The organism is Kitasatospora sp. NPDC058063, assembly GCF_042885395.1.
GTDB lineage: Bacteria > Actinomycetota > Actinomycetes > Streptomycetales > Streptomycetaceae > Kitasatospora > Kitasatospora lactacystinica.
Window position 1 is genome coordinate 393,607 of sequence record NZ_JBHVSD010000004.1, and the last position, 25,443, is coordinate 419,049.

Genomic DNA, 25,443 nt, shown 5'->3' on the forward strand with positions numbered 1-25,443 from the left:
CAGGGCAGCGCGGGGCAGCGCGGGACGGCGGAGCTACGCGCCCCAGGCCTCGAACTCGTAGACGCGGGCGGCCGGATCGCCGTTCTGGGTCGGCGTGTTGACCACCAGCCGGACGTAGCGGGCGGTGGTGTTCACCGGGTGGGTCGTGGTGCCGGCCGTGTTCCCGGTGACGTCCGCGACGGTCGTCCAGGGGTCATTCGCACCCGAGCGGACCTGGATGGCGAAGTCACGGGTGTTGTACGAGGCACTCTCGCCGCCCGCCGCCGCGTGCTTGACCACGAACTTCGACAGCTGCTTCGCCGAACCGAGGTCCACCTCCAGCCACTTGGCGGAGGTCAGCGCGCACCACTTGTCGCCGGTCCCGCCGCCGACGCTGCCGTTGACGGCCTTGGCCGGGCCCTCGTTGGCGTTGCACTGGCCGGAGGCGGTGGCCGGGCGGTTGAGCGCCAGGTTGACGGAGGTCGGCGGGGTGCCGTTCCAGCTCACCGTGGTGGAGGCGGCGGCCGAGCGGCCGTAGGTGGTGGACACCGCTTCGACGTCGAGCGTGGTGGCGTTCTCGCCGCCCGCCCGGTCGAGCCGCCCGACGAAGTACGCGTCGTTGGGCGTGGCTCCGAGGAAGCTGCGGCTGCCGTCCGCGTTGCGCCGGTAGACCTCGTAGTGGTGGACGTTGCCGCCGGGCGCCGCCGTCCAGGACAGCCGCAGGGACTGGCTGGTACCGGCGGTCACGTCGCTCGCGCCGAGCACGGTGAGGCCGGCCGGCGCCGCCGGGGTCTCCACCGCACCGTCGTAGAGGGCGATCTGTCCGACCCGGAGGTCGTACGCCGGGTCGCTGCCCTCGACCCGCAGGGCGATCTGGGCGACGGTGCGGCCCGCGTACGGGGAGAGGTCGAGGGTGTGCCGTTCCCAGCCGCTGCCGGTGTTGGCGCCGACGTCGACCGTGGTGAAGCTGCTCGGCGAGTCCGTGAACGACACGGCGGCCTTGAGCTTCGTGGGCCCGGCGGCCGGCGTCTTGACCACCAGGTCCAGCCTGGTGTTCGCGGCGACCGGCAGCTTGGTCTGGTACAGCCGTACGGTGTTGGCGGCGTCGAGCTTTCCGCTCAACCGCAGTGAGGAGCCGCCCTGGTAGGCGTCGGTGAAGTCGACGGACGGGGTGAGCCTGCTGCCGGCCGACTCCACCATCCAGCGGTAGGTGGGCGGGACGTCCTGGAGCGAGAGGTTGTTCCAGCCGCCGGTGGCGACCCGAGTACCGGCCGCGTTGTAGAAGTCGCCCTGCCCCGTGTCGAAGTTGGTGACGAAGGGCTTGGCGGTGATCGGCGAGGACTCGGCCACGTAACCGGCCAGCCCGGGCCAGCCCGCCGAGAGGTCGATCCGGGACGGGTCGTTGTTGGCGCCGACCCAGTAGCGGGCGTCCTTGGCGTAGAAGTCGGCGCGGTCGGTGGCGGACTTCCAGGTCCACTCCGGGCGGTAGAGGCCGAGCGAGGTGGTGTGCGGCTGCCCGGACGGGAAGAGGGTGCTCCAGTCCACGCCGGTGTTGTAGCCGTTGGCCTCGGTGTCGATGCCGGAGTAGAGGTCGTACTCGCTGCGGCCGAGCTGCCGGGCCAGCGCCCGGGAGGAGTTCAGGCCGCTCGCCGACCAGCCGAAGTTCAGGAACATCGAGTCCGAGGTCCGCTTGGAACCCTCTTGCAGGAAGGGCGAGTTGGCGGAGGTGAGGGCGTTCTGCCAGTTGACGGAGCCGGAGGTGGTCATCGCGTCGTACCACATGAACTCGGTGCCGCTCTGCGCCTTGCTGTACTGCATCAGGTTGCGCACTTCGCCCGCCAGCGCCGAATCGCCGCCGCCGGTCTCCTGGTTGATGAACCAGCCGTCGAAGCCGTAGTACTGCGCGGCCTGGACGAGCTTGTCGGCGACGGGGTAGCGGCTGCCGGACTTCTGGACGAAGTCGCGCACCCACTGGAGCTGGCCGCCGTACGCGCCGGGCGGGAAGAAGACCGTGCCGTACACCTTGACGCCGTTGCGGTGGGCGGCGTCGATCACGGTCGGGTTGGGGGCGAGGATCAGGCCCTCGCCGGCCGAACCGCCCCAGAACACCAGCTTGTCGACGTACTGCCAGTAGCCGAAGGCGTAGTAGTTGGGATCGGCGGAACCCTGCGAGGGGTTGTTGGAGGTGGGACCGAAGGAGACCAGGGAGGCGATCTTCCCTTCACCGGCACGGGCGTTGGGGTTGGCCCGCAGCGCCGGGTCGCCGGTGCGCGGCTGGAGCGGGACGCGGGAGCGGTTGAAGCGGGCGTCCGGGTCGGTGGCCGGGTCCCAGGTCAGGATGCTGTTGGGGTACCAGTACGAGGCGAAGGGCTGGGTGCCCGAGCCGGCGGTGACGGCGGGCGCCGCGGCGGGTATCGGGTCGGCCCGGGCCGCGGGGACGGCGGTCAGCGCGGCCGTCGCGAGGGCGGCGCTGAGCAGCAGGGGGAGGCGTCGTGACATGCGGTGACTCCGATCGAGCGGAGGAGGGTGGGGGCGGGCCCGCCGTCGCGGACGGGCCCGACTGCATGCGGGCGTGCCGGTGCTGGATCGAGTGGGGGTCGCGCCGCCGCCGGGCTTCCTCGGCGCACGGGAGCGCACGGGAAGGTGCGGGGACGTACGGGAACGTACGGGCGCGGCGGGGAGCGGGACGGGCGGCGGGAGCCGGACGAAATGCGGCGGAGCGCGCCGAGCGGAGCCCGCTCGGCGCTGCGAGGCTAAACCGGTTCAGAACCGCTGTCAACGATGCGCGCAGCATCCACCCGGCCGGGGGAACCCTCGACGGAACCGGCGACGGAACCGGAGGACGAACCGGCCGCGGACCCGGAAGGCGGCCCGCCGGGCGACGCGGCGACGGGCCCGGCGGGCGAAGCGCCGGAGGAGGCCTCCGGGGAGCCGGCCGACACGGCCCCCGGCGGCGAGGTGGACTCCCGCACGGTCAGCCGCGGCGTGGGCATCTGGAGGTCCCGCCCCGGCCCGGCCTCGTCCAGCGCCGCCAGCAGGCTGCGCGCGACCTGCTCCCCGAGCGCGAAGGTGTCCCGGCTGAGCGCGGTCAGCGGCGGGTGGACGATCCGGGCGAGCACCGAGTCGTCGAAGGAGACGATGGACAGCTCGCCGGGCACCGCGACGCCCATCTCCCCCGCCACGCCGAGCCCGGCGACGGCCATCACGTCGCTGTCGTAGACGATCGCGGTGGGCCGCCGGGCCCGGGACAGCAGGGTCCGGGTGGCGGCCGCGCCCTCGGCGTCGCTGAAGTCGGTGGGCACCGACACCGCCTCCTCCAGCCCGAGCCGGCGCGAGGCGTCGCGCAGCGCGCGGATCCGCCGCTGGGTGTGCTGGAAGTGCGGCAGCCCGGCGAGGTGGGCGATCCGGCGGTGCCCGATGGCGGCCAGGTAGTCGACGATCGAGAGCATCGCCTCCCGGTCGTCGGCCCAGATCCGCAGCTGGTTGCCGCCCTTGCCGGGCCCGCCCAGCACCACCGCGGGCAGCCCGAGTTCGTCGAGGACCGGCAGCCGCGGGTCCTTGACCTGCAGGTCGACCACGATGAAGCCGTCCACCCGGTGCTCGGAGGCCCAGCCCCGGTAGACCTCGATCTCGGCGGCGGTGTCCTCGACCACCATCAGGTGCAGCGCGACCGCTCTGGCCGAGAGCACCGCCTGGAGCCCGGACAGCAGTTGGCTGAAGAACGGCTCGACGCCGATGGTGCGGGCCGGCCGGGCGATCACCAGGCCGACGGCGTCGGCCCGGGCTCCGCCGAGGGCGCGCGCGGCGCTGTGCGGGCGCCAGTTCATTTCCTCGGCAACACCCAGGATCCGGGCCCTGGTCGCCTCGCTGACGCCGGGGCGGCCGTTGAGCGCGAAGGACACCGCGCCCTTGGAGACACCGGCCCGGCGGGCGATGTCGGCGATCGTCGGTCTGCCCACTGAACCCGACTCCTTCTCTTGACATCCAAGTTTAGGCGGGAGCATAGTCCCTGGCATAGCTAGACCGGTTTAGTTAGTCAGGTTGCGGAATCCGGCACAACCCCCGAGCTCGGCACGATCCCCCACCCACCCCCAGGACCGGGAGACCCTCATGCGAAGAATCTGGGCGGCACTGACCACGACCGCGCTCGCCACCGCCGCGCTCACCGGCTGCGGACTCGGCTCCGGCAACACCAAGGACAGCGACGCGGTGGCGAGTGCGGCCGCCACCGGCGAGGTCAAGGGCAAGGTCTCGCTCCAGACCTGGGCGCTCAAGCCGAAGTTCACCGACTACATGCAGGGCGTGATCGACGGCTTCAAGAAGAAGTACCCCGGCGTCGAGGTCGACTGGCTGGACCAGCCCGGCGAGGGCTACTCCGACAAGGTGCTCAGCCAGGCCGCCGCCGGCAGCCTGCCCGACGTGGTCAACCTCCCGCCGGACTTCGCCTTCCCGCTGGCGAAGAAGGACATCCTGCTGGACGTCGCCAAGGCCGACCCGAAGCTCGCCGAGGAGTACGTCCCCGGCGGCGTCGACGCCTACCGGTTCAACGGCCACCAGGGCACCTTCGGCTACCCCTGGTACCTCAACACCGATGTGAACTACTGGAGTTCGGAACTCCTGACGAAGAACGGCCTGGACCCGCAGAAGCCCCCGACCGGCCTGGACGAGCTGATCGCCCAGGCCCGGACGATGAAGGAGAAGTCCGGCGGCCAGACCTATCTGATGAGCCGCAAGCCGGGCATCGGGGACCTGTACAACATCGGCGTGAAGATCATGTCCGACGACGGCAAGTCCTTCACCTTCAACACCCCCGAGGCCGCCGCGCTGCTCGACAAGTACCGCGACGCCTTCAAGGAGGGCCTGATGCCGAACGGAGTGCTGACCGACACCTACGCCGGCAACTCCAAGCTCTTCAGCTCCGGCACGGTGGCCTGGACCACCGGCGGCGGCAACTACATCACCAGCCTCGCCACCGACAACCCGACCCTCGCCCCGAAGGTCGTCCCCTCCCCCGCGATGGCCACCCCGCCGCTGTACGTCCAGGGCCTGTCCATCCCGAAGAACACCAAGAACCCGGCCGCCGCCGTGGCCCTCGCCCGCTGGGTGACCAGCCCCGAGAACCAGGCCGCCTTCGCCCACCTGACCAGCGTGTTCCCGTCCACCAAGGCCTCCGCGAACGACCCGTTCTTCAGCAAGAGCGACGGCACCAACGCGGGCGATGCCAAGGTGATCGCCTTCACCTCGCTCGCCAAGGCCAAGCTGATCCAGCCCGTCGAGGTGGACGACGCGATGGGCACCGTCATCAAGCAGCAGTTCGCGCTGGCCATCAGCGGTGACACCAGCTCCAAGCAGGCGCTGGACACCGCCGTCGAGCAGTGCAACAAGCTGCTCAAGGGCTGACCCCACCGAGCCCCACCGGGCCCACCGGGCCCCACCGAGGCCTCGCCCGAACCCCGCCGGGCCCGCGGCGCCGCACCGGCACCACCTCCCCGCACCGGCGCGACCTCCCGCACCGGCGCACCCTCCCTGCGGCGCCCCACCCCCTCGTACCGGCGACCGGCGGCGGGCTCCCCCGCGCCCGCCGCTCCCGGGAACCGCCCGCACCACCCCCAGGCCCCAGGAAGGCACGGCATGACCCACCGGCGTTGGTTCACCCCCTGGCTGCTCGCCGGGCCCGCGATAGTCTGGCTGGCCGTCTTCAACCTCTGGCCGGCCGTCAACACGGTGATCCTGTCCTTCACCAACGCCAAGCCCCTGGGCGGCGGGCGGTTCACCGGACTGGAGAACTTCGGCCGGCTGCTGGACGACGAGCAGCTCGCCGACGCCCTGCTCAACAGCATCGTGTTCATGCTGGTCTGCCTGCCCCTGCTGACCGTCCTACCGCTGCTGCTCGCCCTGCTGGTGCAGCGCAGGATCCCCGGCATCACGTTCTTCCGCACCGCCTTCTACACCCCGGTGATCGCCTCCGCCGTCGTGGTGGCGCTGATCTGGGGCTGGGTGCTGGACGAACGGGGCCTGGCCAACGGTCTGCTGCACCAGGCCGGGCTGGCCGGCTCCCCGGTCGCCTTCCTGACCGACCGCTGGCTGCTGCTGTTCAGCGCGATCGCCCTGACCGTCTGGAAGGGCCTCGGCTACTACATGGTCATCTACCTGTCCGCGCTCGCCAACGTCCCGCGCGAGCTGCACGAGGCCGCGGCCGTGGACGGCGCCGGCCCGCTGCACCGGTTCTGGCACGTCACCCTGCCCGGGGTGCGCCCGACCATGATCCTGATCTCGGCGCTGATCTCGGTGAGCTCGCTGCGCGTCTTCTCCGAGCTGTACGTGCTCTCCAACGGCCTGGGCGGCCCCGGCGGCCGGGACATGTCGGTGGTGATGCTGATCCAGATGTACAGCCGCGGCTTCAACGGGCACCTGGGCTACGCCTCGGCGCTCAGCCTGCTGCTGTTCGTCGTCACCCTCGGCCCGATGCTGTTCCTGATGCGGCTGAACCGGAAGGCGGCCTGACCTCCCATGACCACCGTCCGTACGTCCCGGTCCCACGATGCGGCCACCGAGCCCGCCGGCCCCGTCGGGCCCGCCAGGCGCTCCCGGGGCTTCAACACCCCCTCCACCGCTCAGACCGCCGCCCGCTACCTGCTCCTGGTGCTGGTCCTGCTGCTGGTCATCGGCCCCTTCCTGTGGCAGCTGTCCACCTCCCTCAAGGGCCCCGCCGAGGACGTCTACACCCGCACCCCGAGCTTCCTGCCCGACCAGCCCACCCTGGGCAACTACGGCAAGGTCGCCGACGTCATCCCGGTGTGGACCTACGCGCTCAACTCGGTGATCGTCGCCGTGGTCTGCATCACCGGCAACGTGGTCGGCTGCACCCTGGCCGGCTACGCGCTCGCCCGGCTGCGCTTCCGCGGGGCGAAGCTCGTCCTCGGCCTCTTCCTCGCCACCCTGATCCTGCCCGGCGAGGTCACCATCGTCTCCCAGTACGTGCTGGTGCGCGGTCTCGGCCTGGCCGACAGCCTGGCCGGGGTCGCGCTGCCCGGCTCGATCGCGATGCTCAACGTGCTGCTGATGCGCACCGCCTTCGCCGCCGTGCCGGCCGAACTCGACCAGGCCGCGCTGGTGGACGGCGCCAACGTCTGGCAGCGGCTGTGGCACATCGGCCTGCCGAACGTGCGCGGGATGCTCAGCGTGATCGTGATCTTCACCTTCATCGGCGCGTGGGACGACTTCCTGTGGCCGCTGATCGTGCTCAACGACCCGCAGAAGTACACCCTCACCGTCGGGCTCCAGTACCTCAACGGCACCTTCTCCGCCAACCCGAGGCTGATCGCGGCCGGCACCATGATCGCCTTCCTGCCGATCGTCGTGGTGTTCGGCGTCTGCCAGCGCTTCTTCTTCAAGGGCGTCGAGGAGGGAGCCGTCAAGGGATAGCCCGCCCCCAGGGATGGCCCACCGTCCGTACGCCCCACACCCGTTGAGGAAGCTCTCCGATGGCCACCGCCCCCCGCTTCGGCGTCAACTACACCCCCAGCGCCGGCTGGTTCCACCACTGGCTCGACTTCGACCTCGACGCCGTGCGCGCCGACTTCGACTCCATCGCCGCCCTCGGCCTGGACCACGTCCGGGTCTTCCCGCTCTGGCCGGTCTTCCAGCCCAACCGCACCCTGATCCGCCCGCGCGCCGTCGAGCAGCTGACGGCCCTGGTGGACGCGGCCGGCGAGCGCGGACTGGACGTCGCCGTGGACGGCCTGCAGGGCCACCTGTCCAGCTTCGACTTCCTCCCGTCCTGGACGCGGACCTGGCACCGGCGCAACATCTTCACCGACCCCGAGGTGCTCGACGGCCAGGCCGCCTACCTGCGCACCCTCGCCGGGGCGCTGCGCGAGCGGCCCAACTTCCTCGGAATGACGCTCGGCAACGAGATCAACCAGTTCTCCGGCGCCCCGCACCCCGACCCGGACCGGGCCACCCCCGCCGAGGCGGAGGCCTGGCTGCGCCGGATGCTCGACGCCTGCGAGCAGGGCGCCCCCGGCCGGCTGCACCTGCACGCCTCGTACGACGCGGCCTGGTACCTGGACGAGCACCCGTTCACGCCCTGGCACTCGGCCCGGATCGGCGCCGCGACCGCCGTGCACTCCTGGGTGTTCAACGGCACCGCCCAGCGCTACGGCGCGCACTCCACCGCCACCGCGCAGCACGCCGCGTACCTGGTCGAGCTGTCCAAGGCCTGGGCGGACGACCCGGCCCGCCCGGTCTGGCTGCAGGAGGTCGGCGCGCCCGCCCCGCACATCACGGCCGAGGACGCCGCGCGTTTCACCGGCGCCACCGTGGAGGCCGTCCTGGACTGCCCGGACCTGTGGGGCGTCACCTGGTGGTGCTCGCACGACGTGGACCGCTCGCTCGCCGACTTCCCCGAACTGGAGTACAGCCTCGGCCTGTTGACCACAGACCGGAAGGTCAAACCGGCCGGTGCCCGGCTCGCCGAGGCCGCCGCCGAGGCCCGCCGGTCCTGGCAGCCGCCGAAGCCGCGCAGCACCGCCGTGGTGGTCGCCACCGGCGACGAGGTCACCTCGCCCGGCCGCTCGGTCTGCGGCCCCGGCGGTTCGGCGTACGAGGCGTTCATGCGCCTCGCCGAGGCGGGCGCCCGCCCGACCGCGGTCCTCGCCGAGCGCGCCGAGGACCGCGCCCACCTCGCCGCGCGCGGCATCACCGAGGTGGTCCACCCCGGCGACGTACGTTCTCTCTGACCGCGACCCAGCCCGCAACCCAGCCCGCAACGGAGCCCGCTGACATGCACGATGACCGCACCCTGGTCGAGTCCCGCCTCAAGCGCGTCCTGGACGAGCGCATTCGCCCGGCCGTGTACCCCGAGTCCGTCCCGCTGGAGGTCGGCATCTGGACGGCCCCCGGAGAGCCCGTCCCGGTCGCCGAGGGCCTGGCCGCCCCGCCCACCCCGATCGCGGTGGGCGACGCCTGGGGCGCGCCCTGGGGCACCAGCTGGATCACCGTGACCGGTACCGTCCCCGAGGCCTGGGCCGGACGCACCGTCGAGGCGCTGATCGACCTCGGTTTCGACGCCAACATGCCCGGTTTCCAGTGCGAGGGCCTGGTCTACCGCCCGGACGGCTCCCCGGTGAAGGGCCTCAACCCGCAGAACCAGTGGGTGCGGATCGCCGCCCCGGCGGCCGGCGGCGAGCAGGTGCTGCTGCACGTCGAGGCCGCCTCCAACCCGGTCATCCTGGACTACCACCCCTTCCTGCCCACCGAGTTGGGCGACAAGGAGACGTCCGGCGACCAGCCGCAGTACAAGCTGGCCCGGATGGACCTGGCCGTCTTCGACGAGACGGTCTGGCAGCTGGTGCTGGACCTGGAGGTGCTCGGCGAGCTGATGGCCGAGCTGCCGGTGGAGGGCGCCCGCCGCTGGGACATCCTGCGCGCGGTCGAGCGGGCGCTCGACGCCGTCGACCTCCAGGACGTCAACGGCACGGCCGCGGCCGCCCGTTCGCAGCTCGAAGGGGTGCTGGCCGCCCCCGCCGTGCCCTCCGCGCACCGGATCAGCGCGATCGGCCACGCGCACATCGACTCGGCCTGGCTCTGGCCGCTGCGCGAGACCGTCCGCAAGGTGGCCCGCACCACCGCCAACATGACGGCGCTGCTGGAGGACGAGCCGGACTTCCGCTACACCATGTCCCAGGCGCAGCAGTTCGCCTGGATCAAGGAGCACCGCCCCGAGGTGTACGCGCGGGTGCGGAAGGCCGTCGCCGAGGGCCGGTTCGTCCCGGCGGGCGGCATGTGGGTGGAGTCCGACACCAACATGCCGAGCTCGGAGGCGATGGCCCGGCAGTTCGTGCACGGCAAGCGGTTCTTCCTGGACGAGTTCGGGGTGGAGAACCACGAGGCCTGGCTGCCGGACACCTTCGGCTTCACCGGCGGCCTGCCGCAGATCATCCGCAACGCCGGCTCCAAGTGGCTGCTGACGCAGAAGATCTCATGGAGCCAGATCAACAAGTTCCCGCACCACACCTTCCTCTGGGAGGGCATCGACGGGACCAGGATCTTCACCCACTTCCCGCCGGTGGACACCTACAACTGCTCGATGAAGGGCAGCGAGATCGCCCACGCGGCGAAGAACTTCAAGGACAAGGGCGTCGCCCGGCACTCGCTCGCCCCGACCGGCTGGGGCGACGGCGGCGGCGGCACGACGCGCGAGATGGTCGCCAAGGCGGCCCGGATGAACGACCTGGAGGGCTCGGCCACCGTCCGCTGGGAGAACCCCGCCGAGTTCTTCGCCAAGGCCGAGGCCGAGTACCCGAACCCGCCGGTCTGGGTCGGCGAGCTCTACCTGGAGCTGCACCGGGCCACCCTGACCAGCCAGGCGAAGACCAAGCAGGGCAACCGGCGCAGCGAGAACCTGCTGCGCGAGGCCGAACTCTGGTGCGCCACCGCCACCTCGCGCACCGGTGCGGAGTACCCGTACGAGCAGCTGGACCGGATCTGGAAAACCGTACTGCTGCACCAGTTCCACGACATCCTGCCCGGCTCGTCCATCGCCTGGGTGCACCGCGAGGCCGAGGCGACGTACGCGGCGCTGGCCGGCGAGCTGGAGGGGCTGATCGGCGCGGCCCAGCAGGCACTGGCCGGGGCGCCCTCGGGCGGGCGCGAGCTGGTGTTCAACGCGGCGCCGCACACCCGCTCGGCGGTGCCGGGCGGCGGGGCCGGCGCCACCGCCCCGCCGAACGGAACCTGCGAGGCCGTCGAGCGCGCCGAGGGCGGCGTCACGCTGCGCAACGGCCTGCTGGAGGTCGTCGTGGACGCGGACGGGCTGATCGCCTCGGTGGTCGAGCTCGCGACCGGCCGGGAGAGCGTCGCCCCCGGCAGCCGGGCCAACCTGCTCCAGCTGCACCCCGACTTCCCCAACATGTGGGACGCCTGGGACGTGGACCAGTTCTACCGCAACACCGTCACCGACCTGACCGGCGTGGACTCGCTCACCGCCGCCGCGTCCCCCGCCGCGGCCTCGGCGCGGATCACCCGCTCCTTCGGCTCCTCCACCGTCGTCCAGACCCTCACCCTGCCGGCCGGCGAACAGCGCGTGGACATCGACACCGAGGTCGACTGGCACGAGACCGAGAAGTTCCTCAAGGCCGCCTTCCCGCTCGACGTCCACACCGAGCGCTACGCCGCCGAGACCCAGTTCGGCCACCTCTACCGGCCCACCCACACCAACACCAGCTGGGACGCCGCCAAGTTCGAGGCCTGCAACCACCGCTTCGTCCACTTCGACGAGCCCGGCTGGGGCGTCGCCCTGGTCACCGCCTCCACCTACGGCCACGACGTCACCCGCACGGTACGCCCCGACGACGGCGGCACCACCACCACGGTCCGCTTCTCGCTGCTGCGCGCCCCGCGCTTCCCCGACCCGAGGACCGACCAGGGCCTGCACCGCTTCCGGCACGCCCTGGTGCCCGGCGCGGCGATCGGCGACGCCGTCCGCGAGGGCTACCGGATCGGCCTGCCCGAGCGGCGCGTCACCGGCAGCGCCGAGCAGGTCGCGCCGCTGGTGGAGCTGGACAACGACGCCCTGGTGGTGAGTGCCGTCAAGCTCGCCGACGACCGCAGCGGGGACCTGATCGTGCGGGTCTACGAGGCGGGCGGCGGCCGCGCCCGGGGCCGGCTGACCACCTCCTTCCCGCTGGCCGGCGCCGTCCCCTGCGACCTGCTGGAGCGGCCCTGGGACGGCACCCGCGGCGAGGTGTCCGTCGAGGACGGCGCGGTGCGCCTCGCGCTGCGCCCGTTCGAGCTGGTCACCCTGCGCCTGCGGGCGACGGCCTGACGTCTACGCTGTTCGGCGCCCCGGCCCCGCGGCCGGGGCGCCGCCCCCTACTTCCTGGAGCCCACCGTGCCGCTCACCCCGCTGTTCGCCGCCCTCGACATCGGCGGCACCAAGATCGCCGGGGCACTGGTCGACGCCGACGGACGGCTGCGGCACCGGCTCCAGCTGCCCACCCCGGCCGCCGAGCCGGGCACGGCCGTGCTCGCCGTGGTGCACCGGGTGCTGGACGATCTCTCCGGCACGGCCGACTGGGCCGCCGTGACGGCCGTCGGGATCGGCAGCGCCGGCCCGGTCGACCTCGCCGACGGCACCGTCAGCCCGGTCAACATCCCCGGCTGGCGCGGTTTCCCGCTGGTCGCCGAGGTCGCCGCGCATCCGGCGGTGGCAGCGCGCACGCTGCCCGTCCGCCTCGCCGGGGACGGTGTGGCGATGGCCGCCGCCGAGCACTGGCAGGGCGCGGCCCGGGGCGCCGGCAACGCGCTCTGCCTGGTGGTGTCGACCGGGGTCGGCGCCGGACTGGTCCTCGACGGCGCGGTCCGCCCCGGCCCCAGCGGCAACGCCGGCCACCTCGGGCACATCACCGTCGACCTGGACGGCGAACCCTGCCCGTGCGGCTCGCGCGGCTGTCTGGAGGGCCTCGCCAGCGGCACCGCCATCGCCCGCCGGGCGCTCGCCCAGGGCTGGCAGCCGGTGGACGGCGACCGGACGGCCCGCGCCGTCGCCGCCTCCGCCGCCGCGGGCGACCCGCTCGCGATCGCCTCCTTCGACCGCGCCGCCCAGGCGCTGGCCGCCGGGATCGCCGCCACGGCCGCCCTGGTGGACCTCTCCCGGGTCGTCGTCGGCGGCGGCGTGGCCGGCGCCGGGGACGTGCTGTTCACCCCGCTCGCCCGCCACCTGGACCGCTACGCCGCCCTCTCGTACATCCGCGGCCTGGACGTGCGCCGCGCCGAACTCGGCACCGACGCCGGGCTGATCGGCGCGGCCGCACTCTGCCGCTGAGCCTCCCCGGAGCCGCCCGCATGCCGCCGACCACCCTTCCGCCACCCGCTTCGCCGCGGCCCGCTCTCCCGCCGTTCGCCCTCCTGCGCAACCCCGTCCGCCGCTACGCCTGGGGCTCACCCACCGCGATCCCCGCGCTCACCGGCGTCGCGCCCGACGGCGGACCACAGGCCGAACTCTGGCTGGGCGCCCACCCGTCGGCGCCCTCCCTGCTGTCCGGCCTCGGCGGCGACAGCACCGGTGTCGGCGTCGGCCCGCAGCCGCTGGACCGGCTGATCGAGGCCGACCCGGAAGGCCTGCTCGGCGCGGACACCGTGTGGCGGTTCGGCCCGGCGCTGCCGTTCCTGTTCAAGGTGCTGGCCGCCGACCGGGCGCTCTCCCTCCAGGTCCACCCCACCCGCGCCCAGGCCGAGGCCGGGTACGCGGCGGAGCAGGCCCGGGGCATCCCGGCGGACGCGCCGGAGCGGGTGTTCAAGGATCGCGGGCACAAGCCCGAACTCATCTGCGCACTCGGCGACTTCGAGGCCCTCTGTGGCTTCCGGCCGGCCGCCGCCACCGCCCGGCTGCTGGACGCGCTCGGTGTGCTGTCCCCCTGGGCCGCCGCCCTGCGCGCCCGGCCCGCCGAGGCCGTGCTGCCCGAGCTGCTGCGCTCCGGGCCGGACGCCTCCGGCCGCGAACTCGCCGCCGTCACCGAGGCCCTGCGCCGCACGGCGGCCGCCGGTGGACCGTACGGCGCGAGCTGCGCCGCGTACGCCCGCCTCGCCGAGGAGTACCCCGGCGACCGGGGACTGATCGCCGCGCTGCTGCTCAACCACGTCCGGCTCGCGGCCGGGCAGGCGCTGTTCCTGGACGCCGGGGTTCCGCACGCCTACCTGCGGGGCGTGGGCGTGGAGTTGATGGCCAACTCGGACAACGTGCTGCGCTGCGGGCTCACCCCCAAGCACATCGACGTGGACGGTCTGCTGGCGGTCACGTCCTTCCGGCCCGGGGAGCCGGAGGTGCTGGCGCCGCGCCGGATCGGGGACGCCCCGGGCTCCGGCTCCGGCGCGGGTGGTGGAACAGGCACCGGAACCGGCGTCGAGGAGGTCTTCCCCTCCCCCGCCGAGGAGTTCAGGCTCTCCCGCCTGCGCCCCGGCCCGGCCGCCGCCCGGGTCGACCTCCCCACCCCGCAGATCCTGCTCTGCGTCTCCGGGCAGGCCCGGCTGCGGGCGCCCGGCGGTGCCGAACTCCCCCTTCCGGCGGGCGCGTCGGCCTACCTGCGCCCGGGCGCCGGGCCGGTCGAACTGGCCGGCCCGGACGCGGAGCTGTTCCGGGCCACCACGGGGTAGCGGCACCCGACGGCTGCCCGGACGGGCTCAGGCCGGCGCCGGGTGGCCGAACAGCAGGTCGTAGCCGTCCGGGAGTTGCTCGATCACCTGGTCCAGCAACTCCCCGGGGACCAGGTCGGTGACCGTGCTGAGCACGGCCCCGATGTCCCACTGCACCGTCGCCGGGGTCGCCCCGTCGATCCACCCCACCACGGCCTGTACGAAGCGTTCGGCGGTCAGCGGCTCGGCCGCGGGCACGGCGTCGCGCAGCAGCGAGGCGTAGCCGACGGGCAGCGCATCGGCGAGTTCGACCCGAGCGGACCCCACCAGGTGCTCACCGAGCAGGGCCAGTACGACCCGGGCGGCGTGATCCGCCTCGGCGTCGCCCCGATACTCTCCGCGCTCCACGACGCGGGCGAGGAAGTCCTCCGAGGAGATGGTCATCGCGTCCTCCTTCCGGTCGGCGGGCTCCGGCCGGACCGGCGGCCTGCTCGCCCCGGGCCAGGAGGGGGATCGCAGCCCGTGACCACCGTGGGACGTACCGGTGCCCGTGCTGCTCAGCGTAACTCGCCCCGGCGCCTTCGGAACCGGCCTGCCGCCGTAGGCCCGCGGAACCGTGCCTGCGGACGGCCGGGACACCCGGCCGCCGGGGCTCCGCAATGCTCGGGGCTCCGGAATGCTCGGGGCGCGGGGAGGGCCGGGGGCGGCGCGGGGAGGGCCGGGGAGGCCGTGCGGCGGGGAACGCCGGCCCCGGCGGTTCGGCGCCGTCGTCGATCACGCCGCCGGCCCGCGGCGGGGGTTCACCCCGCCGAGGCGTGGCACCGCCTGCGCGGCCGCCGGGATGGCACCATCGCACCGGCGGCCGCGCCGCCCGGTACGCGCTGCGCCGGGGTCGTCGGGGTCACCGCCGCCGCGGCCACCGTCGTGGCGGCACCCACCACCGCCGGGGCCGTCACCGTCGCCGGGGCCGTCACCGTGGTCGCCGCGGTCACCGTCGTGGCCGCCAGGACCGCCTGGGCGCGGGCCGCGTCCGCCATAAACGCCGAGAGAAAGATCCGCTCGGCCGGGCTCAGCGCCCGCGAGCGGCCGGATTCGCGGTCCCGCGCGACCACCACGGTCCGCGCCCGCATAAAGGTGAGCCGATCCCGGCAGACATTCACCTCGACCTGCACCGAACTGCGCCCCAGCCGTTCCACGGTGAGTCGCACCGACAGCGGCTCGGGCCGGTGGTGCAACTGCTCCAGGTAGTCGATCTCGTGCCTCGCGATAATGAATCCGGAGGGGAACAGCGATTCCCTCACCGCGGTTTCGTGGTGACGGAACAGGTCGTAAATCCCCTCCTGGACGTAGCCGACCAGACGGGCGTTGTTGATGTGCCCGTTCTCGTCGACGTCGCTCCACCGGGTCGGGCAGGACAGCACGTGCACGCCCGGCTGCACCGTGTTCACGGCCGGGTCAGCCCGGCACCGGCGGGGAGCAGCGCGCGCTGCAACCTGGCGTAGTAGCCGGAGTGTTCGGCCGCCATCCGGGCCGCGGTCCACCCTTCTTCGGCGGCCTCGGCGGCGGCCTGGACGACGAGGCTGTCCAGTACCGCGTCGACGGCGCGGCACAGATCGTGAACGGCGGCGAGCCGCTCGGTCACATCGGCCCCGCTTCCGGCGTTCCGGGACGGGAAGGCGGCCAGTGATTCCATCGCGAGCTGGAGATCGTCCACTCCGTCCGGCCGGTTTTCCGCAGGGAAATTCCGCATGTTTTTCTCCATGACTCATTCGGCCGTTACGGCCCAGTAGCTAGCGTTCGATTGCACCGGATCGGTGTCGACCCCCCGACCCCAAGACGCTATCCCAGCCGACCGGGGGCGACGGATGGTTTGCGGACCGCGACGGGAAACTGACCCCCATCGGAGTAGTTTGTCGGTGTACACAATATGCCCCATCAGCCGAATGCCGTCCGCATTTCGGGTGGTATCTCCGACGCGCGCCCCGAGATCGGCACCCCGGAGTCCAAAGTCTGCTACCAGCCACTCCACCACCTCGCCTTGTACAGGTGCGTGCCGCGCAGCGACCGCGCCCCGTCGGGACGGTGCAGGGTGATCACCGAGGTGCACCAGTCGCACGGAGCGGCGTGCTCGGGCGCCACCGTGAGCAGCCGGCCGGTGTTGGGCTCGTCACCGACGCTCTTGACGTCCCGCTCGGCGGCCGGATCGGCCAGGTGCACGGCGGTGAAACGGTCGGTGGCCGGGTCGAAGCGCCACAGGCCGGTCAGCGTGGTCACCCAGAACTGCCCCGGAGCCGCCAGGACACCCGCCAGGTCGTGCCCGCCGTGCCCCGGCAACGGGCTGCTGCGCACCGCGGTGAGAGTGGGCGCGGCCGCGGTACCGCCCACCCTCAGCCCGCTCAGCGACGTGTCGCCGAGCACCCAGAGCAGGCCGCTCCGCCCGTCCCAGTGCACCCCGTGCGCGCCGGGCAGCGGGAACTCCGCGTACGCGGCGGCCCGCGGGCCCTGCGAGGCCGCGTACAGCCGCACCCAGCCGCCCGTGCTCGCCACCACGGCCACGTTGCCGTCCGGCAGCAGCTCGATGCTGTGCGGGTTGACGGACGTCCCCAGGTCCGCCGCCCAGTGGACCCGGCCCACGGTGGTCTCCACCACGGCGGCCAACCCGCCGGAGGCCGTCGTCAGCAGGTAGCGACGCCCCTGCCGCACACGGGACTTCGCCTCGTCCGGGTTCGTCCAGCTGCGCGCGGGCGTCAGATCCGCCAACTCCGGTGCCCGGTCGGCACTCCAGCCCCAGACCACCGGCAGCCGGCCCGGCCCGCGGTAGGCCATCAGCTCCTCGGCGCTCTGCAGCACCAGCACGCTCCGCGAGGCCTGGTCCACGACCGCCACCTGTCGGCCCGGCGACCTGGCCCACGCGCCGCTCCCGGGCACGCAGAGCAGCAGGGCGACCGCAAGGGCCGGCAGGGTTCTCCTCAGCACGCCTTCACCGTCGGTGCTGCGGGCCGAGTCCGCTCGGCGGCACGTCCGAACGGACCATCGACGCGGCGGCCGCGGACCGGATGGCGCCATCGGCGGATCCGGCTCGTTCACTGTCATCCGCCCATCCTGGCCGGGCGACGGCACCGGCGGCCGCCGCCACACGGTCCGGCACGCCGGGCCGTCAACCGGGCGCTGACCGCACTCCTCCAGCGCCCGGTCGGCGGGCCGGTGTTGGACGGCCCGTGCGGCGGCGACCCGGTGTTCGGCGGCCCGGCGCCCGGGGTCCCGACGTCCGCCGGCTCGTCGTCCGGCGGCTCAGCGCCCGGCGACCACGTCCGCGACCCGGGCGATCGGCGAGGTGGTGGCCCGCCCGGCCGCCTCCTGCCGGTCGGCGGCGTGGTACGCGGCGTACATCGCGTGCACGCCCAGCCAGCGCAGCGGCTCCGGCTCCCAACGCCGTACGGTGTGGCCGACCCACGGCAGCCGGGTCAGCTCGGTGTCCCGGCCGAGCACCAGGTCCCGCAGGGTGCGGCCGGCCAGGTTGGTGGTGGTCACCCCGCTGCCGACGTAGCCGCCCGCCCAGCCGAGCCCGCTCACCCGGTCCAGTTCGACGGTGGCGCACCAGTCCCGGGGCACGCCGAGCACGCCCGCCCAGGCGTGGTCGATCCGGGCCTGCGCGGCGGCCGGGAAGAACCGGTCGAGGATCCGGCGGAGCTGGCGCACCGTCTCCACCTGGGTGCCGCCGTCCGAGTCCGTCCGCGAGCCGAACCGGTACGGCACTCCGCGCCCGCCGAGCGCGATCCGGTCGTCGGCGGTGCGCTGGGCGTACATGTACGCGTGCGCGAAGTCGCCCAGCAGCTCCCGGCCCTGCCAGCCGGCCTCCGCCCAGAACCCGGCCGGCAGCGGCTCGGTGGCGACCATCGCGGAGTTCATCGGCAGCCAGGTGCGCTTCTCGCCGCGCAGCCCGGCGGTGAACCCCTCGGTGGCGCGCAGCACATGGTCGGCGGTGACGGTCCCGCGCGGGGTGACGGCGCGGGGCTTGCGGTGGCCGGAGCCGGGCAGGATCGCGGTGACCGCCGTACCCTCGTACACCTCGACGCCCAACTCCCGTACGGTGCGGGCGAGTCCGCGGGCGAAACGGGCGGGCTGGATGCGGGCGCCGTACCGGGTCCAGCAGCCGCCGAGGGTGCCGGCGACATCGATCCGCTCCCTCGCCTCCTTCTCGCCGAGCAGCTCGACGCGTCCCTCGCCGTAGGCCCGCTCGGCCTCGACATGGGCGCGCAGGCGCGCCAACTGCGGCTTGCTGCGGGCGACTTCGAGGACTCCTCCGCGGACGATGTCCGCCTCGATCCCCTCGGCCTCCGCCACGCCGACGACCTCACCGACCGCCTCGTCCATCACCCGCTGCATCGCCGCCGCGCGCTGCTGCCCGTACTTCCTGGCGAACGCGCCGCGGCCCGCGAAGCCGTTGTACAGCCAGCCGCCGTTGCGCCCGGAGGCGCCGTAGCCGCAGAAGCGCCGTTCGAGGACGGCGATCCGCAGGCCGGGGTCGGCCTTCTTCAGGTAGTAGGCGGTCCACAGTCCGGTGTACCCGCCGCCGACCACGCACACGTCGACGTCCCGGTCCCCCGGCAGTCCGGGGCCCGCCCCGGGCACTCCGTCCGCCGCGTACCAGAACGACACCTCGCCGTTGACCGCCGCCACCGGAAACCTCCCACACCCTCGCCGACCTGCCCGGACGCTACCTCCGCGGGTCCGCCGCGGGCCACCCCCCACAGTGCAAGGATCGCCGCCGCCGATCAGCCACCCTGTCAGTCCCGGAGCAGGTCCAGGGCCCGCGTCCAGCTGTACGAGCCCGGCGTGAAGTCCGCGATCCGCACCCCCATCCGCCGCAGCTTCGCCAGGCTCTCCCGGTAGGCCGGGTGCGCCGCCTGCGCCGCGCTCAGGCAGGGCTGCACGGCGACCGGGACGCCCCAGCCGTACGACTCGCAGAGGATGCCGAGGGCGAGGGTGTCCGAGATGCCGAGGGCCCACTTGTTGATCGAGTTGAAGGTGGCCGGGGCGACGACGATCGCGTCCGGGTCCGGCAGCGGCCGCGGGTCTCCCGGCCTGCGCCAGGCCGAACGGATCGGATGCCCCGTCCGCGCGACGATCGCGTCGGCGTCGACGAGCGCCATGGCGTTCGGGGTCGCCACCACCCCGACGTCCCAGTTCCGCTCCTGCGCGGCGGAGATCAGCTCCCCCACCCCGCCCGCGACCCCCGCGGCGCACACCACGACGTACAGCACCGGCTTCCTGTCCTCGGACACCCTCGGAATCCCCACGCTCGACCCACCTGCGGACCCCAGAACAGTAAGCTGCCCGCATGGTCCGCTCCGTGGTGTTCGACATCGGCGGACTGGGGCACCGCCAAGCCCTCCCCGGAGTTCTTCGACCGCCTGCGCGCCTGGGCCCCCGGCGACCCGCACGAAATCCTCTACGTCGGCGACCACCCCGCCAACGACATCACCCCGGCCCGGGCGGCGGGCCTGCGAACCGCCCACCTCCGCCGGGGCCACATCGGCCTCACGACCCGGGCCCCCGAGGCGGACTGGACGGTCGACTCGCTGACCGACCTCGCCGACCTCCTCACGGGGCGGTAGCGTCCACCGGCCTCCCGCGGCCGTCGCACGCCGCGTCCGAACCCGTCCGCACCGGGCCCGCCCCCGCGCGACGGCGGAGGCGGGCCCGTCCCCATGGGCCTCAGGCCAGGATCCGAACGGGCGGGGCGATGGAGGGCGGGGAGCACCGGGGCGTGGTGGCGCAGACGGTGAGCGGTCTCGGGTGGGGGCCGTCGAGGATCCGGACGGACCAGAGCACGGGGTAACTTCCGCCGCAGATACCGCAGTTCGGGCGGGGCGGGGCCGCCGGCATCGGAGGCGCGCCGGGCGGCGGCGGGGTCGGCGGGGCGAGCGGCGGGGTCGGCGGCACGAGCGGGGGCGGCGGGGTGCCGGCCCACCCGGGGAGGTCCGGGGCGAGAGCCTGGAAGTCGTGGCCGCACTCGGAGCAGGTGTCGAGGACGGACTCGGTGCGCATGTCGCCGCAGCTCGGGCAGAAGGTGACCGGCTGCTCGTCGGCGGCGGTGCTCTCGCAGCGCACGCAGACGAAGTCGGGGTCGATCCTGGACCGTTGGAAGATCGACCCGAAGATCAGGAAGGGATTGGGCTCGCCGTCCTTCTCGTACGTCGTCTGGACGACGGAGGCGATCAGCTTGAGGCGGTTCTTGCGCTGCCGCAGCCGCTTGAGGTCCAGGTTCACCACCTTGGTCTGCCGACAGGCGCGGCAGGTGCAGAGCGTGCGGACGGGCAGCCGCGAGCGGATGCCGAACTGGCGGTGCAGGAAGTCGAAGGCCGGGCGGTCCGCCTCGGCGACGGCCACCTCCACCGAGCCGAACCCGCCCGCACTGAGCCGGCCTTCCACCACGGCCGCCAACCGTGCGACGTCGGCCGCCAGCCGGTCCGGCACGCCCTCCGGCCGGCTGCCGATCATCACCGGGATCGCCAGCAGGGTTCGGGCGGTGGCCATGTCCATCGTGAGGTAGCCGGCCGGGGAGCGGAACACGATCCGCTCGATGCCCTCCCACAGCGCCGGGCCGGTGGAGCGGCGCCCGCCGGAGAGCCGCTCGGTGACGAGGGCGGCGACCCCGCCGACGAGGCGCTGCCCGGTCTCGTGGTGCCGGGCCAGCGTGTCGGCCCGGGGCCCGCCGGCCCACCACCGGGGCTGTGGGAAGCCCGCCCCGGCCGCCGCCGGATCCAGGCCGGTGAGGGCCTGGTCGAGGGCGCCCAGTGCGGCCTGGAAGGCAGCCACGTACGGGTCCTGGACACCCAGGGCGATCACCGAGACCGCCCGGTCCGAGAGGTGCAGGGACACCGCGGTGCGGTCGCCGTCGGCGGGCGCGAGGTGGAGACGGGCCGTCACCGGCACCTGGTCGGGCAGGAGCATCGCCGAGCGGACGGCGGAGCCGCGCCGGGCCTCCACCACAGTGGCCATCTCCGAGGTGATCTGGAAGCCGAGCGAGCGCAGCGCGTCCACGGCGGCGACCCGGACGCGCCCGGTGTCGGCGTGGACACGGCGTTCGGCGTCGAGCGTGATCGATGCCAAGGTTCCTCCGGAGGAAGGGAATTGGTGAGCGGAGGCGGGAGCGGAGCGATCCCGGCGCGCAACCGTAGCGAAAACGCCGCGCCGGGGTCCCCCGCTACGTGCACGTATTGACCGGACACCCGGCCGGACCTGCCCGTATGCTCGGCCCGGTGCAGCCGTCTCCCGACACCCGTACCGCCCCCTTGACCGCGGCGTTCCCGGTCGCGCTCGCCGACGACGCCGAGGCGGTTCTCGCCCTCATGCCCGCTTCGCGGCTCCGGCCGGCCGGCCCGTTCCCGGTCGTCGTCGAGGGCGAGCGGGTGACCGTCCCCGGGCGTCTCTACCACGACGAGCCGCCCGCCGGGGCGGTGGCGCTGCTCCCGCCCCGGCAACGCCGGCTCCTGCACTGCCTGTACTCGCGGCACCACGACGGGACGGTCCGGCAGCGGCACCTGGCGGAGATCGTCGGCTCGACCGACCCGTGGGTCGTCCCGTTCGTCGTGCAGCTGGTCGGCGAGTACGTCCTGGAGATCCTGGTGGACATCCGGGACGAGCTCCGCTCGCTCGCCGTGCCGGGCTCCCCCGGACGGCTCGCCTACGGGCGGTTCCTCGTCGACAACCCCGCCTTCTTCGCCCGCACGCAACGGCGGGTGGTGAGCTACTGGAGCTGCTACCACCGCAGTACCCACCGCGACTTCCGGGCCTATCCGGGCTCCACAGTCCTCGACCTCCTGCGGTCCGCCGCCTCCGACCGGGCGGGCCGCCCCTGGCCGGACCTCACGCCCTCGGGAACGGGGTGAGGTGGCGCGCCCCCGTCCTTCTCCCGGCGGGCGGGGAGGCCGCGCCTACGACTCAGGGCGCGGCGTAGCGGGTGACGTTGGTGATCCGGCAGCTGACCTTGCCCGACACCTGCGCCGTTCCCGAGGCCTTCTGCACGGCGGCCTGGTTCGGGGCGAGGTTGCTGGTCGCGGCGGCGCCCTCGGCGACGCGCGTGCCGGAGGTGTCGGTGAACTCCAGCTGCACGATGTAGTTGCTGCTCCTGCCGCTGTGGTTGGTGATCCTGACCTCGGCCTCGGGCATCTTCAGCACGTCGTTGATCGTGCACTTGGTGATCTCGGCGTCCTTGGCGGCGTCACCACCGCCGACCGGGGCCGCGGCCGGCGGTTCGGCCGCGGGGGCGGTGTCGCTTGCGGCGGGTGCCGCCGGGGCGGGGACACTCCCCGTGGTCGGGGCGACGGCGGGAGCGGTGCTCCTGCTGCTGCTGGTGCTGAGGCTGGGATCGCAGGCCGCCAGGCCGAGAACGGTGGCGCTGGCGGCGAGCAGGGTGAGGGTGGTGCGACGCATTGGTTCCTCTGGGGCGTGGTGCGGGCAATGGGAGCGACCGTAGCGAGCCCGCACTGTTCGGTGCGGACCGTGTGATGGATCTGTGACCGGTCCGGGACCTACCCGTCGGTCAGGGCCGAACAGGGCGGCGGAAGTCCGCAAATGCTTTCGAGCCCATAGTCGTTGACGAACCATCAGATCTTGCGTCGACCCCAGGGCCCGGCTCGCCTCAGTGCGGCTCCACCAGGGCCGCCGCGGCGTCGGCGCAGCCCCAGCTGAGAGTGACGCCGGCGCCGCCGTGGCCGTAGTTGTGGACGACCCGGCCGCCGGGGTCGGCTTCGAGGCGGGGGCCGCCGTGGCGGGCGGGGCGCAGGCCGACGGCGTGGGCGAGGACGCGGGCGTCGCGGAGTTGCGGGATGCGGGCCGTGCAGCGGGCGAGGATGGCCTCGGCGGTGGCCGGGTCGGGTGCGGTGTTCCAGTCGTCCGGCTCGAAGGTGCCGCCGAGGACGACGTCGGTGCTGCGGGGGTGGATGTAGGTGTAGCCGGCCGGGTCGTCCTGGATGCGGGTCGAGCTGGGCAGTCCGGGGTTGTGGACCAGGACGAGCTGGCCGCGCACCGGGTGCACGGCCGGGTCGTCGCAGAGCTTCCGGGCGCCGAGTCCGGTGGCGTTGACCACCACGGGGGCCCGGTCCAGGGCCTGGTCGAGGGCGTCGAGGCGGCGGTGGACGAGCTCGCCGCCGTTGTCGGTGAACCGGCCGAACAGCCAGGGCAGGTAGAGCGGCATCTCGACGGCGGGGGCGGTGAACGACCAGCCGTCCGCGCACTCCGGTCCGCGTTCGGCGGCCGTCAGCCGGCGCAGGTCGGGGACGGCGTCGCCCCACCAGGGCAGGCCTTCCGACTGCCGCTCGTGCTCCAGCATCCGGGTGCTGCGCATCGAGACGCCGGGTACGCCGTCCGCGGCCTGGCGGGCGAACTCGGCGAAGGCGGTCGCGGACCAGTCCGCCACCCGGCTGTCGGTGCCCGTGGCGACGGGGAACCAGACGGCCGCGGCCACCGCCGAGGTCGTCGACAGCAGGCCGTCGGCCGTCACCATGACGACCCGAAGTCCCTTCTCCTGCAGGCGGATCGCTGTGGTGAGCCCAATGATTCCGCTTCCGACCACGACGACGTCCATCGCGAACCCCTCCGTCCGAGGGCCGCCGACCCGATGTCGGCGGCCGTGTCCAGGTAAGCCGGTCGCGCCCGGTCCCGTCCAAGACCAGTTCTGTCCCCGGGCGATAAGGCGCGCTTATCATCGCCGGATGGACAGGCGGACGGATCTGCGGACGGATCTCCGGATGGATCTGCGCCGGATGCGCTACTTCTCCGTGCTGGCCGAGGAGTTGAACTTCACCCGGGCCGCCGGCCGGCTGCGGGTCGCGCAGCCGGCGCTGAGCCAGCAGGTCAAGGCGCTGGAGCGGCAGCTGGGCGTGGAGCTGGTGGAACGCACCGGCAGGGGCTGCGCGCTGACCCCGGTCGGGCGGGCCGTCGCGGAGGAGGCCCGGCGGATACTGCGGGAGGTGGCGGCGGCCGAGGAGCGGCTGGCGGCGGTGGTCCAGGGGCGGGAGGGGCGGCTGCGGGTGGCGTACACCCGCTCCGCCCGGGGCGGGGTCTGCGACGCCCTGGTGACGGAGTTCCGCAACCGCTACCCCCGGCTGGACGTCGCCCTGCAGACCGGCTGGACCTCGCACAACGTGGCCGAGCTGCTGGCCGGGCGGCTGGACGCGGCGTTCGTCCGGCCGCCCTTGGACGTCCCCGGGCTCGACTGCCGGATCATCGCCGAGGAGGAGCTGCTGCTCGCCGTGCCGGCGGGCCATCCGCTCGCCCGCACCCGGGCCCGGATCGGCCGGCACCGGATCGCGGACGAGCCGGTGGTGCTGTGGCCGAGGGAGAACGGGCCCGGGATGCACGCGTTGATCACCGAGCAGCTGTGGCCGGGCCGCTCGCCCCGGATCGTGCGGGAGGAGCCGGACGACGAGCAGTTGCTGCTGGCGGTCGCGGCGGGGTACGGCATCGCGCCGATCCCGGAGGGCCGGGCCCGGGTGTTCCGGATTCCCGGCGTCTGCCTGCGCCGGCTCACCGCCCCGGTGCCGACGGTCACCCTGGGGCTGGCCCACGATCCCCGGACGGCGCCGCCGGCCGTCCAGCTGCTGCTCGCGATGGCCCCTTCCCGTCCGGCGCCGGGAGGGAGACCCGAACGGCCGTGATCCTGAACTCCGGGACTGCGGGGGCAGGGCCAACCAGTACTGGTGGCACAATATTTGATTGATCGTCAGCTCTTGGCTGCCCCGGCGCCCGCCCCCGCGAACCGGGCGGGGGCGGGCACCGTCTTCGGAGGGCCGGTTCAGCCGATGGTGGAGCCGGTGATCGGGGCGGAGAGCTCGACGGTCTTGCCGTTCAGGCCGGTCTTGACGAACTGCCAGCTCAGGCCGGTGATGACGCCCTTGTCCAGCGGGGCCAGCTTGGCGAAGGCGGGCTGGCTGAGGTCGATGTGGGTGGAGTCGCAGGAGGGGCACTGGTCCTTCACCGGGACGGTGATGGTCTTGCCCTGGTAGCTGACCTTGACCGAAATGCCCTTGCAGACCGGGTCGTTGTTGGGGTTGGCGGTGGTCCACCAGGTGTGCGAGACGGCGACCAGCATCTGGGTGGCGGCGTTGATCTGGGTGCCGCAGGCGCCGTAGCCGGCGTCGTTGTAGTAGGTGGCCTTGCCGGTCATGGGCTTGTTGATCGGTATCGCGGCGCTGGCGGAGCCCGCGGTGAGGGCGATCAGGGCTGCTGCGGCGAGCGGGGCGCCCGCGAGGATCCTGAGGCTCTTGCCGATGGCGCGCATGGTTCGTTCCCTCCGGTTGCGGTGCAGGGCATGGGCAGGCACGG

22 protein-coding genes are annotated in these 25,443 nt (G+C 73.5%); 10 read left to right on the forward strand and 12 right to left on the reverse strand.

The annotated features are described in order from the left end of the window. Positions 1 to 33: 33 nt before the first annotated feature. Together ACFVUY_RS09605 and ACFVUY_RS09610 are read right to left on the reverse strand one after the other, a co-directional pair. The gene (locus ACFVUY_RS09605) at positions 34 to 2,478 is read right to left on the reverse strand and encodes a discoidin domain-containing protein (RefSeq protein WP_387728617.1); all 2,445 of its coding nucleotides are present in this window, start codon (positions 2,476 to 2,478) and stop codon (positions 34 to 36) included. A 254-nt stretch (positions 2,479 to 2,732) separates the two neighbouring features. Further along, complete coding sequence (locus ACFVUY_RS09610) at positions 2,733 to 3,938, reverse strand: LacI family DNA-binding transcriptional regulator (RefSeq protein ID WP_387728619.1); 1,206 nt, start codon at positions 3,936 to 3,938, stop codon at positions 2,733 to 2,735. Positions 3,939 to 4,089: 151 nt separating this feature from the next. Between ACFVUY_RS09610 and ACFVUY_RS09615 the strand changes: the two genes are divergently transcribed. The 7 genes from ACFVUY_RS09615 to manA all read left to right on the forward strand — a co-directional run bounded on the left by ACFVUY_RS09615 (position 4,090) and on the right by manA (position 14,133). Further along, positions 4,090 to 5,379, forward strand: coding sequence for an ABC transporter substrate-binding protein (locus ACFVUY_RS09615; protein ID WP_387728622.1), 1,290 nt, complete (start codon positions 4,090 to 4,092; stop codon positions 5,377 to 5,379). Positions 5,380 to 5,610: 231 nt separating this feature from the next. Further along, positions 5,611 to 6,483: a carbohydrate ABC transporter permease gene (locus ACFVUY_RS09620; protein ID WP_380353865.1), complete on the forward strand. Its 873-nt coding sequence runs from the start codon at positions 5,611 to 5,613 to the stop codon at positions 6,481 to 6,483. 6 nt (positions 6,484 to 6,489) lie between these two features. Beyond that, entirely contained in the window at positions 6,490 to 7,404 is a 915-nt protein-coding gene (locus ACFVUY_RS09625; protein ID WP_387728625.1) for a carbohydrate ABC transporter permease, read from the forward strand. 59 nt (positions 7,405 to 7,463) lie between these two features. Continuing rightward, positions 7,464 to 8,720, forward strand: a complete 1,257-nt coding sequence (locus ACFVUY_RS09630; RefSeq protein ID WP_387728627.1) for a glycosyl hydrolase — start codon at positions 7,464 to 7,466, stop codon at positions 8,718 to 8,720. A 44-nt stretch (positions 8,721 to 8,764) separates the two neighbouring features. Then, positions 8,765 to 11,806 carry an alpha-mannosidase gene (locus ACFVUY_RS09635; protein ID WP_387728629.1) on the forward strand — a complete coding sequence of 1,014 codons (3,042 nt, stop codon included), beginning with the start codon at positions 8,765 to 8,767 and terminating at the stop codon, positions 11,804 to 11,806. 66 nt (positions 11,807 to 11,872) lie between these two features. Next, entirely contained in the window at positions 11,873 to 12,805 is a 933-nt protein-coding gene (locus tag ACFVUY_RS09640; RefSeq protein ID WP_387728632.1) for an ROK family protein, read from the forward strand. Between the two features lie 20 nt (positions 12,806 to 12,825). Next, positions 12,826 to 14,133 (forward strand): mannose-6-phosphate isomerase, class I, encoded by a 1,308-nt coding sequence (gene manA, locus ACFVUY_RS09645; RefSeq protein ID WP_387728635.1) that lies wholly within the window; start codon positions 12,826 to 12,828, stop codon positions 14,131 to 14,133. Between the two features lie 27 nt (positions 14,134 to 14,160). Here the strand turns inward: manA and ACFVUY_RS09650 are convergent, their stop codons facing one another. The 6 genes from ACFVUY_RS09650 to ACFVUY_RS09675 form a co-directional block, all read right to left on the reverse strand. Next, on the reverse strand, positions 14,161 to 14,556 hold the full coding sequence (locus tag ACFVUY_RS09650; protein ID WP_387728637.1) for a DUF2267 domain-containing protein: 396 nt from the start codon (positions 14,554 to 14,556) through the stop codon (positions 14,161 to 14,163). Positions 14,557 to 14,912: 356 nt separating this feature from the next. Continuing rightward, positions 14,913 to 15,560, reverse strand: a complete 648-nt coding sequence (locus tag ACFVUY_RS09655; protein ID WP_387728639.1) for an acyl-CoA thioesterase — start codon at positions 15,558 to 15,560, stop codon at positions 14,913 to 14,915. Continuing rightward, the gene (locus tag ACFVUY_RS09660) at positions 15,557 to 15,862 is read right to left on the reverse strand and encodes a hypothetical protein (RefSeq protein ID WP_359904794.1); all 306 of its coding nucleotides are present in this window, start codon (positions 15,860 to 15,862) and stop codon (positions 15,557 to 15,559) included. Before ACFVUY_RS09660 ends, ACFVUY_RS09655 begins: the two co-directional genes overlap by 4 nt. A gap of 263 nt (positions 15,863 to 16,125) precedes the next feature. Continuing rightward, on the reverse strand, positions 16,126 to 17,088 hold the full coding sequence (locus tag ACFVUY_RS09665; RefSeq protein WP_387728642.1) for a DUF6528 family protein: 963 nt from the start codon (positions 17,086 to 17,088) through the stop codon (positions 16,126 to 16,128). A 315-nt stretch (positions 17,089 to 17,403) separates the two neighbouring features. Then, positions 17,404 to 18,792 carry an NAD(P)/FAD-dependent oxidoreductase gene (locus ACFVUY_RS09670; RefSeq protein ID WP_387728643.1) on the reverse strand — a complete coding sequence of 463 codons (1,389 nt, stop codon included), beginning with the start codon at positions 18,790 to 18,792 and terminating at the stop codon, positions 17,404 to 17,406. A 107-nt stretch (positions 18,793 to 18,899) separates the two neighbouring features. After that, positions 18,900 to 19,397: a flavoprotein gene (locus ACFVUY_RS09675; RefSeq protein WP_387728645.1), complete on the reverse strand. Its 498-nt coding sequence runs from the start codon at positions 19,395 to 19,397 to the stop codon at positions 18,900 to 18,902. Positions 19,398 to 19,445: 48 nt separating this feature from the next. Between ACFVUY_RS09675 and ACFVUY_RS09680 the strand changes: the two genes are divergently transcribed. Further along, positions 19,446 to 19,730, forward strand: a complete 285-nt coding sequence (locus tag ACFVUY_RS09680; protein WP_387728762.1) for an HAD family hydrolase — start codon at positions 19,446 to 19,448, stop codon at positions 19,728 to 19,730. Between the two features lie 100 nt (positions 19,731 to 19,830). Here the strand turns inward: ACFVUY_RS09680 and ACFVUY_RS09685 are convergent, their stop codons facing one another. After that, complete coding sequence (locus ACFVUY_RS09685; RefSeq protein ID WP_387728647.1) at positions 19,831 to 21,228, reverse strand: hypothetical protein; 1,398 nt, start codon at positions 21,226 to 21,228, stop codon at positions 19,831 to 19,833. A 149-nt stretch (positions 21,229 to 21,377) separates the two neighbouring features. On the opposite strand from ACFVUY_RS09685, the gene ACFVUY_RS09690 reads away from it, so the two are divergent. Further along, positions 21,378 to 22,007, forward strand: coding sequence for a hypothetical protein (locus tag ACFVUY_RS09690; protein WP_387728650.1), 630 nt, complete (start codon positions 21,378 to 21,380; stop codon positions 22,005 to 22,007). A 52-nt stretch (positions 22,008 to 22,059) separates the two neighbouring features. Here ACFVUY_RS09690 and ACFVUY_RS09695 read toward each other — a convergent pair whose 3' ends face one another. Both ACFVUY_RS09695 and ACFVUY_RS09700 read right to left on the reverse strand, forming a co-directional pair. Beyond that, the gene (locus ACFVUY_RS09695) at positions 22,060 to 22,551 is read right to left on the reverse strand and encodes a hypothetical protein (protein WP_387728652.1); all 492 of its coding nucleotides are present in this window, start codon (positions 22,549 to 22,551) and stop codon (positions 22,060 to 22,062) included. A gap of 208 nt (positions 22,552 to 22,759) precedes the next feature. After that, positions 22,760 to 23,704 carry an FAD-dependent oxidoreductase gene (locus ACFVUY_RS09700; protein ID WP_387728654.1) on the reverse strand — a complete coding sequence of 315 codons (945 nt, stop codon included), beginning with the start codon at positions 23,702 to 23,704 and terminating at the stop codon, positions 22,760 to 22,762. A 127-nt stretch (positions 23,705 to 23,831) separates the two neighbouring features. Between ACFVUY_RS09700 and ACFVUY_RS09705 the strand changes: the two genes are divergently transcribed. Further along, on the forward strand, positions 23,832 to 24,776 hold the full coding sequence (locus ACFVUY_RS09705; protein WP_387728656.1) for a LysR family transcriptional regulator: 945 nt from the start codon (positions 23,832 to 23,834) through the stop codon (positions 24,774 to 24,776). Between the two features lie 137 nt (positions 24,777 to 24,913). Here ACFVUY_RS09705 and ACFVUY_RS09710 read toward each other — a convergent pair whose 3' ends face one another. Beyond that, entirely contained in the window at positions 24,914 to 25,399 is a 486-nt protein-coding gene (locus ACFVUY_RS09710) for a cysteine/serine endopeptidase inhibitor (protein ID WP_387728659.1), read from the reverse strand. Positions 25,400 to 25,443 lie beyond the last annotated feature (44 nt).

Excerpts from the sequence above, each read along its gene's own strand:
- ACFVUY_RS09605 (WP_387728617.1), bottom strand. The coding sequence starts at position 2,478 with ATGTCACGACGCCTCCCCCTGCTGCTCAGCGCCGCCCTCGCGACGGCC.
- ACFVUY_RS09615 (WP_387728622.1), top strand. The coding sequence starts at position 4,090 with ATGCGAAGAATCTGGGCGGCACTGACCACGACCGCGCTCGCCACCGCC.
- ACFVUY_RS09620 (WP_380353865.1), top strand. The coding sequence starts at position 5,611 with ATGACCCACCGGCGTTGGTTCACCCCCTGGCTGCTCGCCGGGCCCGCG.
- ACFVUY_RS09625 (WP_387728625.1), top strand. The coding sequence starts at position 6,490 with ATGACCACCGTCCGTACGTCCCGGTCCCACGATGCGGCCACCGAGCCC.
- ACFVUY_RS09630 (WP_387728627.1), top strand. The coding sequence starts at position 7,464 with ATGGCCACCGCCCCCCGCTTCGGCGTCAACTACACCCCCAGCGCCGGC.
- ACFVUY_RS09635 (WP_387728629.1), top strand. The coding sequence starts at position 8,765 with ATGCACGATGACCGCACCCTGGTCGAGTCCCGCCTCAAGCGCGTCCTG.
- manA (WP_387728635.1), top strand. The coding sequence starts at position 12,826 with ATGCCGCCGACCACCCTTCCGCCACCCGCTTCGCCGCGGCCCGCTCTC.
- ACFVUY_RS09650 (WP_387728637.1), bottom strand. The coding sequence starts at position 14,556 with ATGACCATCTCCTCGGAGGACTTCCTCGCCCGCGTCGTGGAGCGCGGA.
- ACFVUY_RS09660 (WP_359904794.1), bottom strand. The coding sequence starts at position 15,862 with ATGCGGAATTTCCCTGCGGAAAACCGGCCGGACGGAGTGGACGATCTC.
- ACFVUY_RS09695 (WP_387728652.1), bottom strand. The coding sequence starts at position 22,551 with ATGCGTCGCACCACCCTCACCCTGCTCGCCGCCAGCGCCACCGTTCTC.
- ACFVUY_RS09700 (WP_387728654.1), bottom strand. The coding sequence starts at position 23,704 with ATGGACGTCGTCGTGGTCGGAAGCGGAATCATTGGGCTCACCACAGCG.
- ACFVUY_RS09705 (WP_387728656.1), top strand. The coding sequence starts at position 23,832 with ATGGACAGGCGGACGGATCTGCGGACGGATCTCCGGATGGATCTGCGC.
- ACFVUY_RS09710 (WP_387728659.1), bottom strand. The coding sequence starts at position 25,399 with ATGCGCGCCATCGGCAAGAGCCTCAGGATCCTCGCGGGCGCCCCGCTC.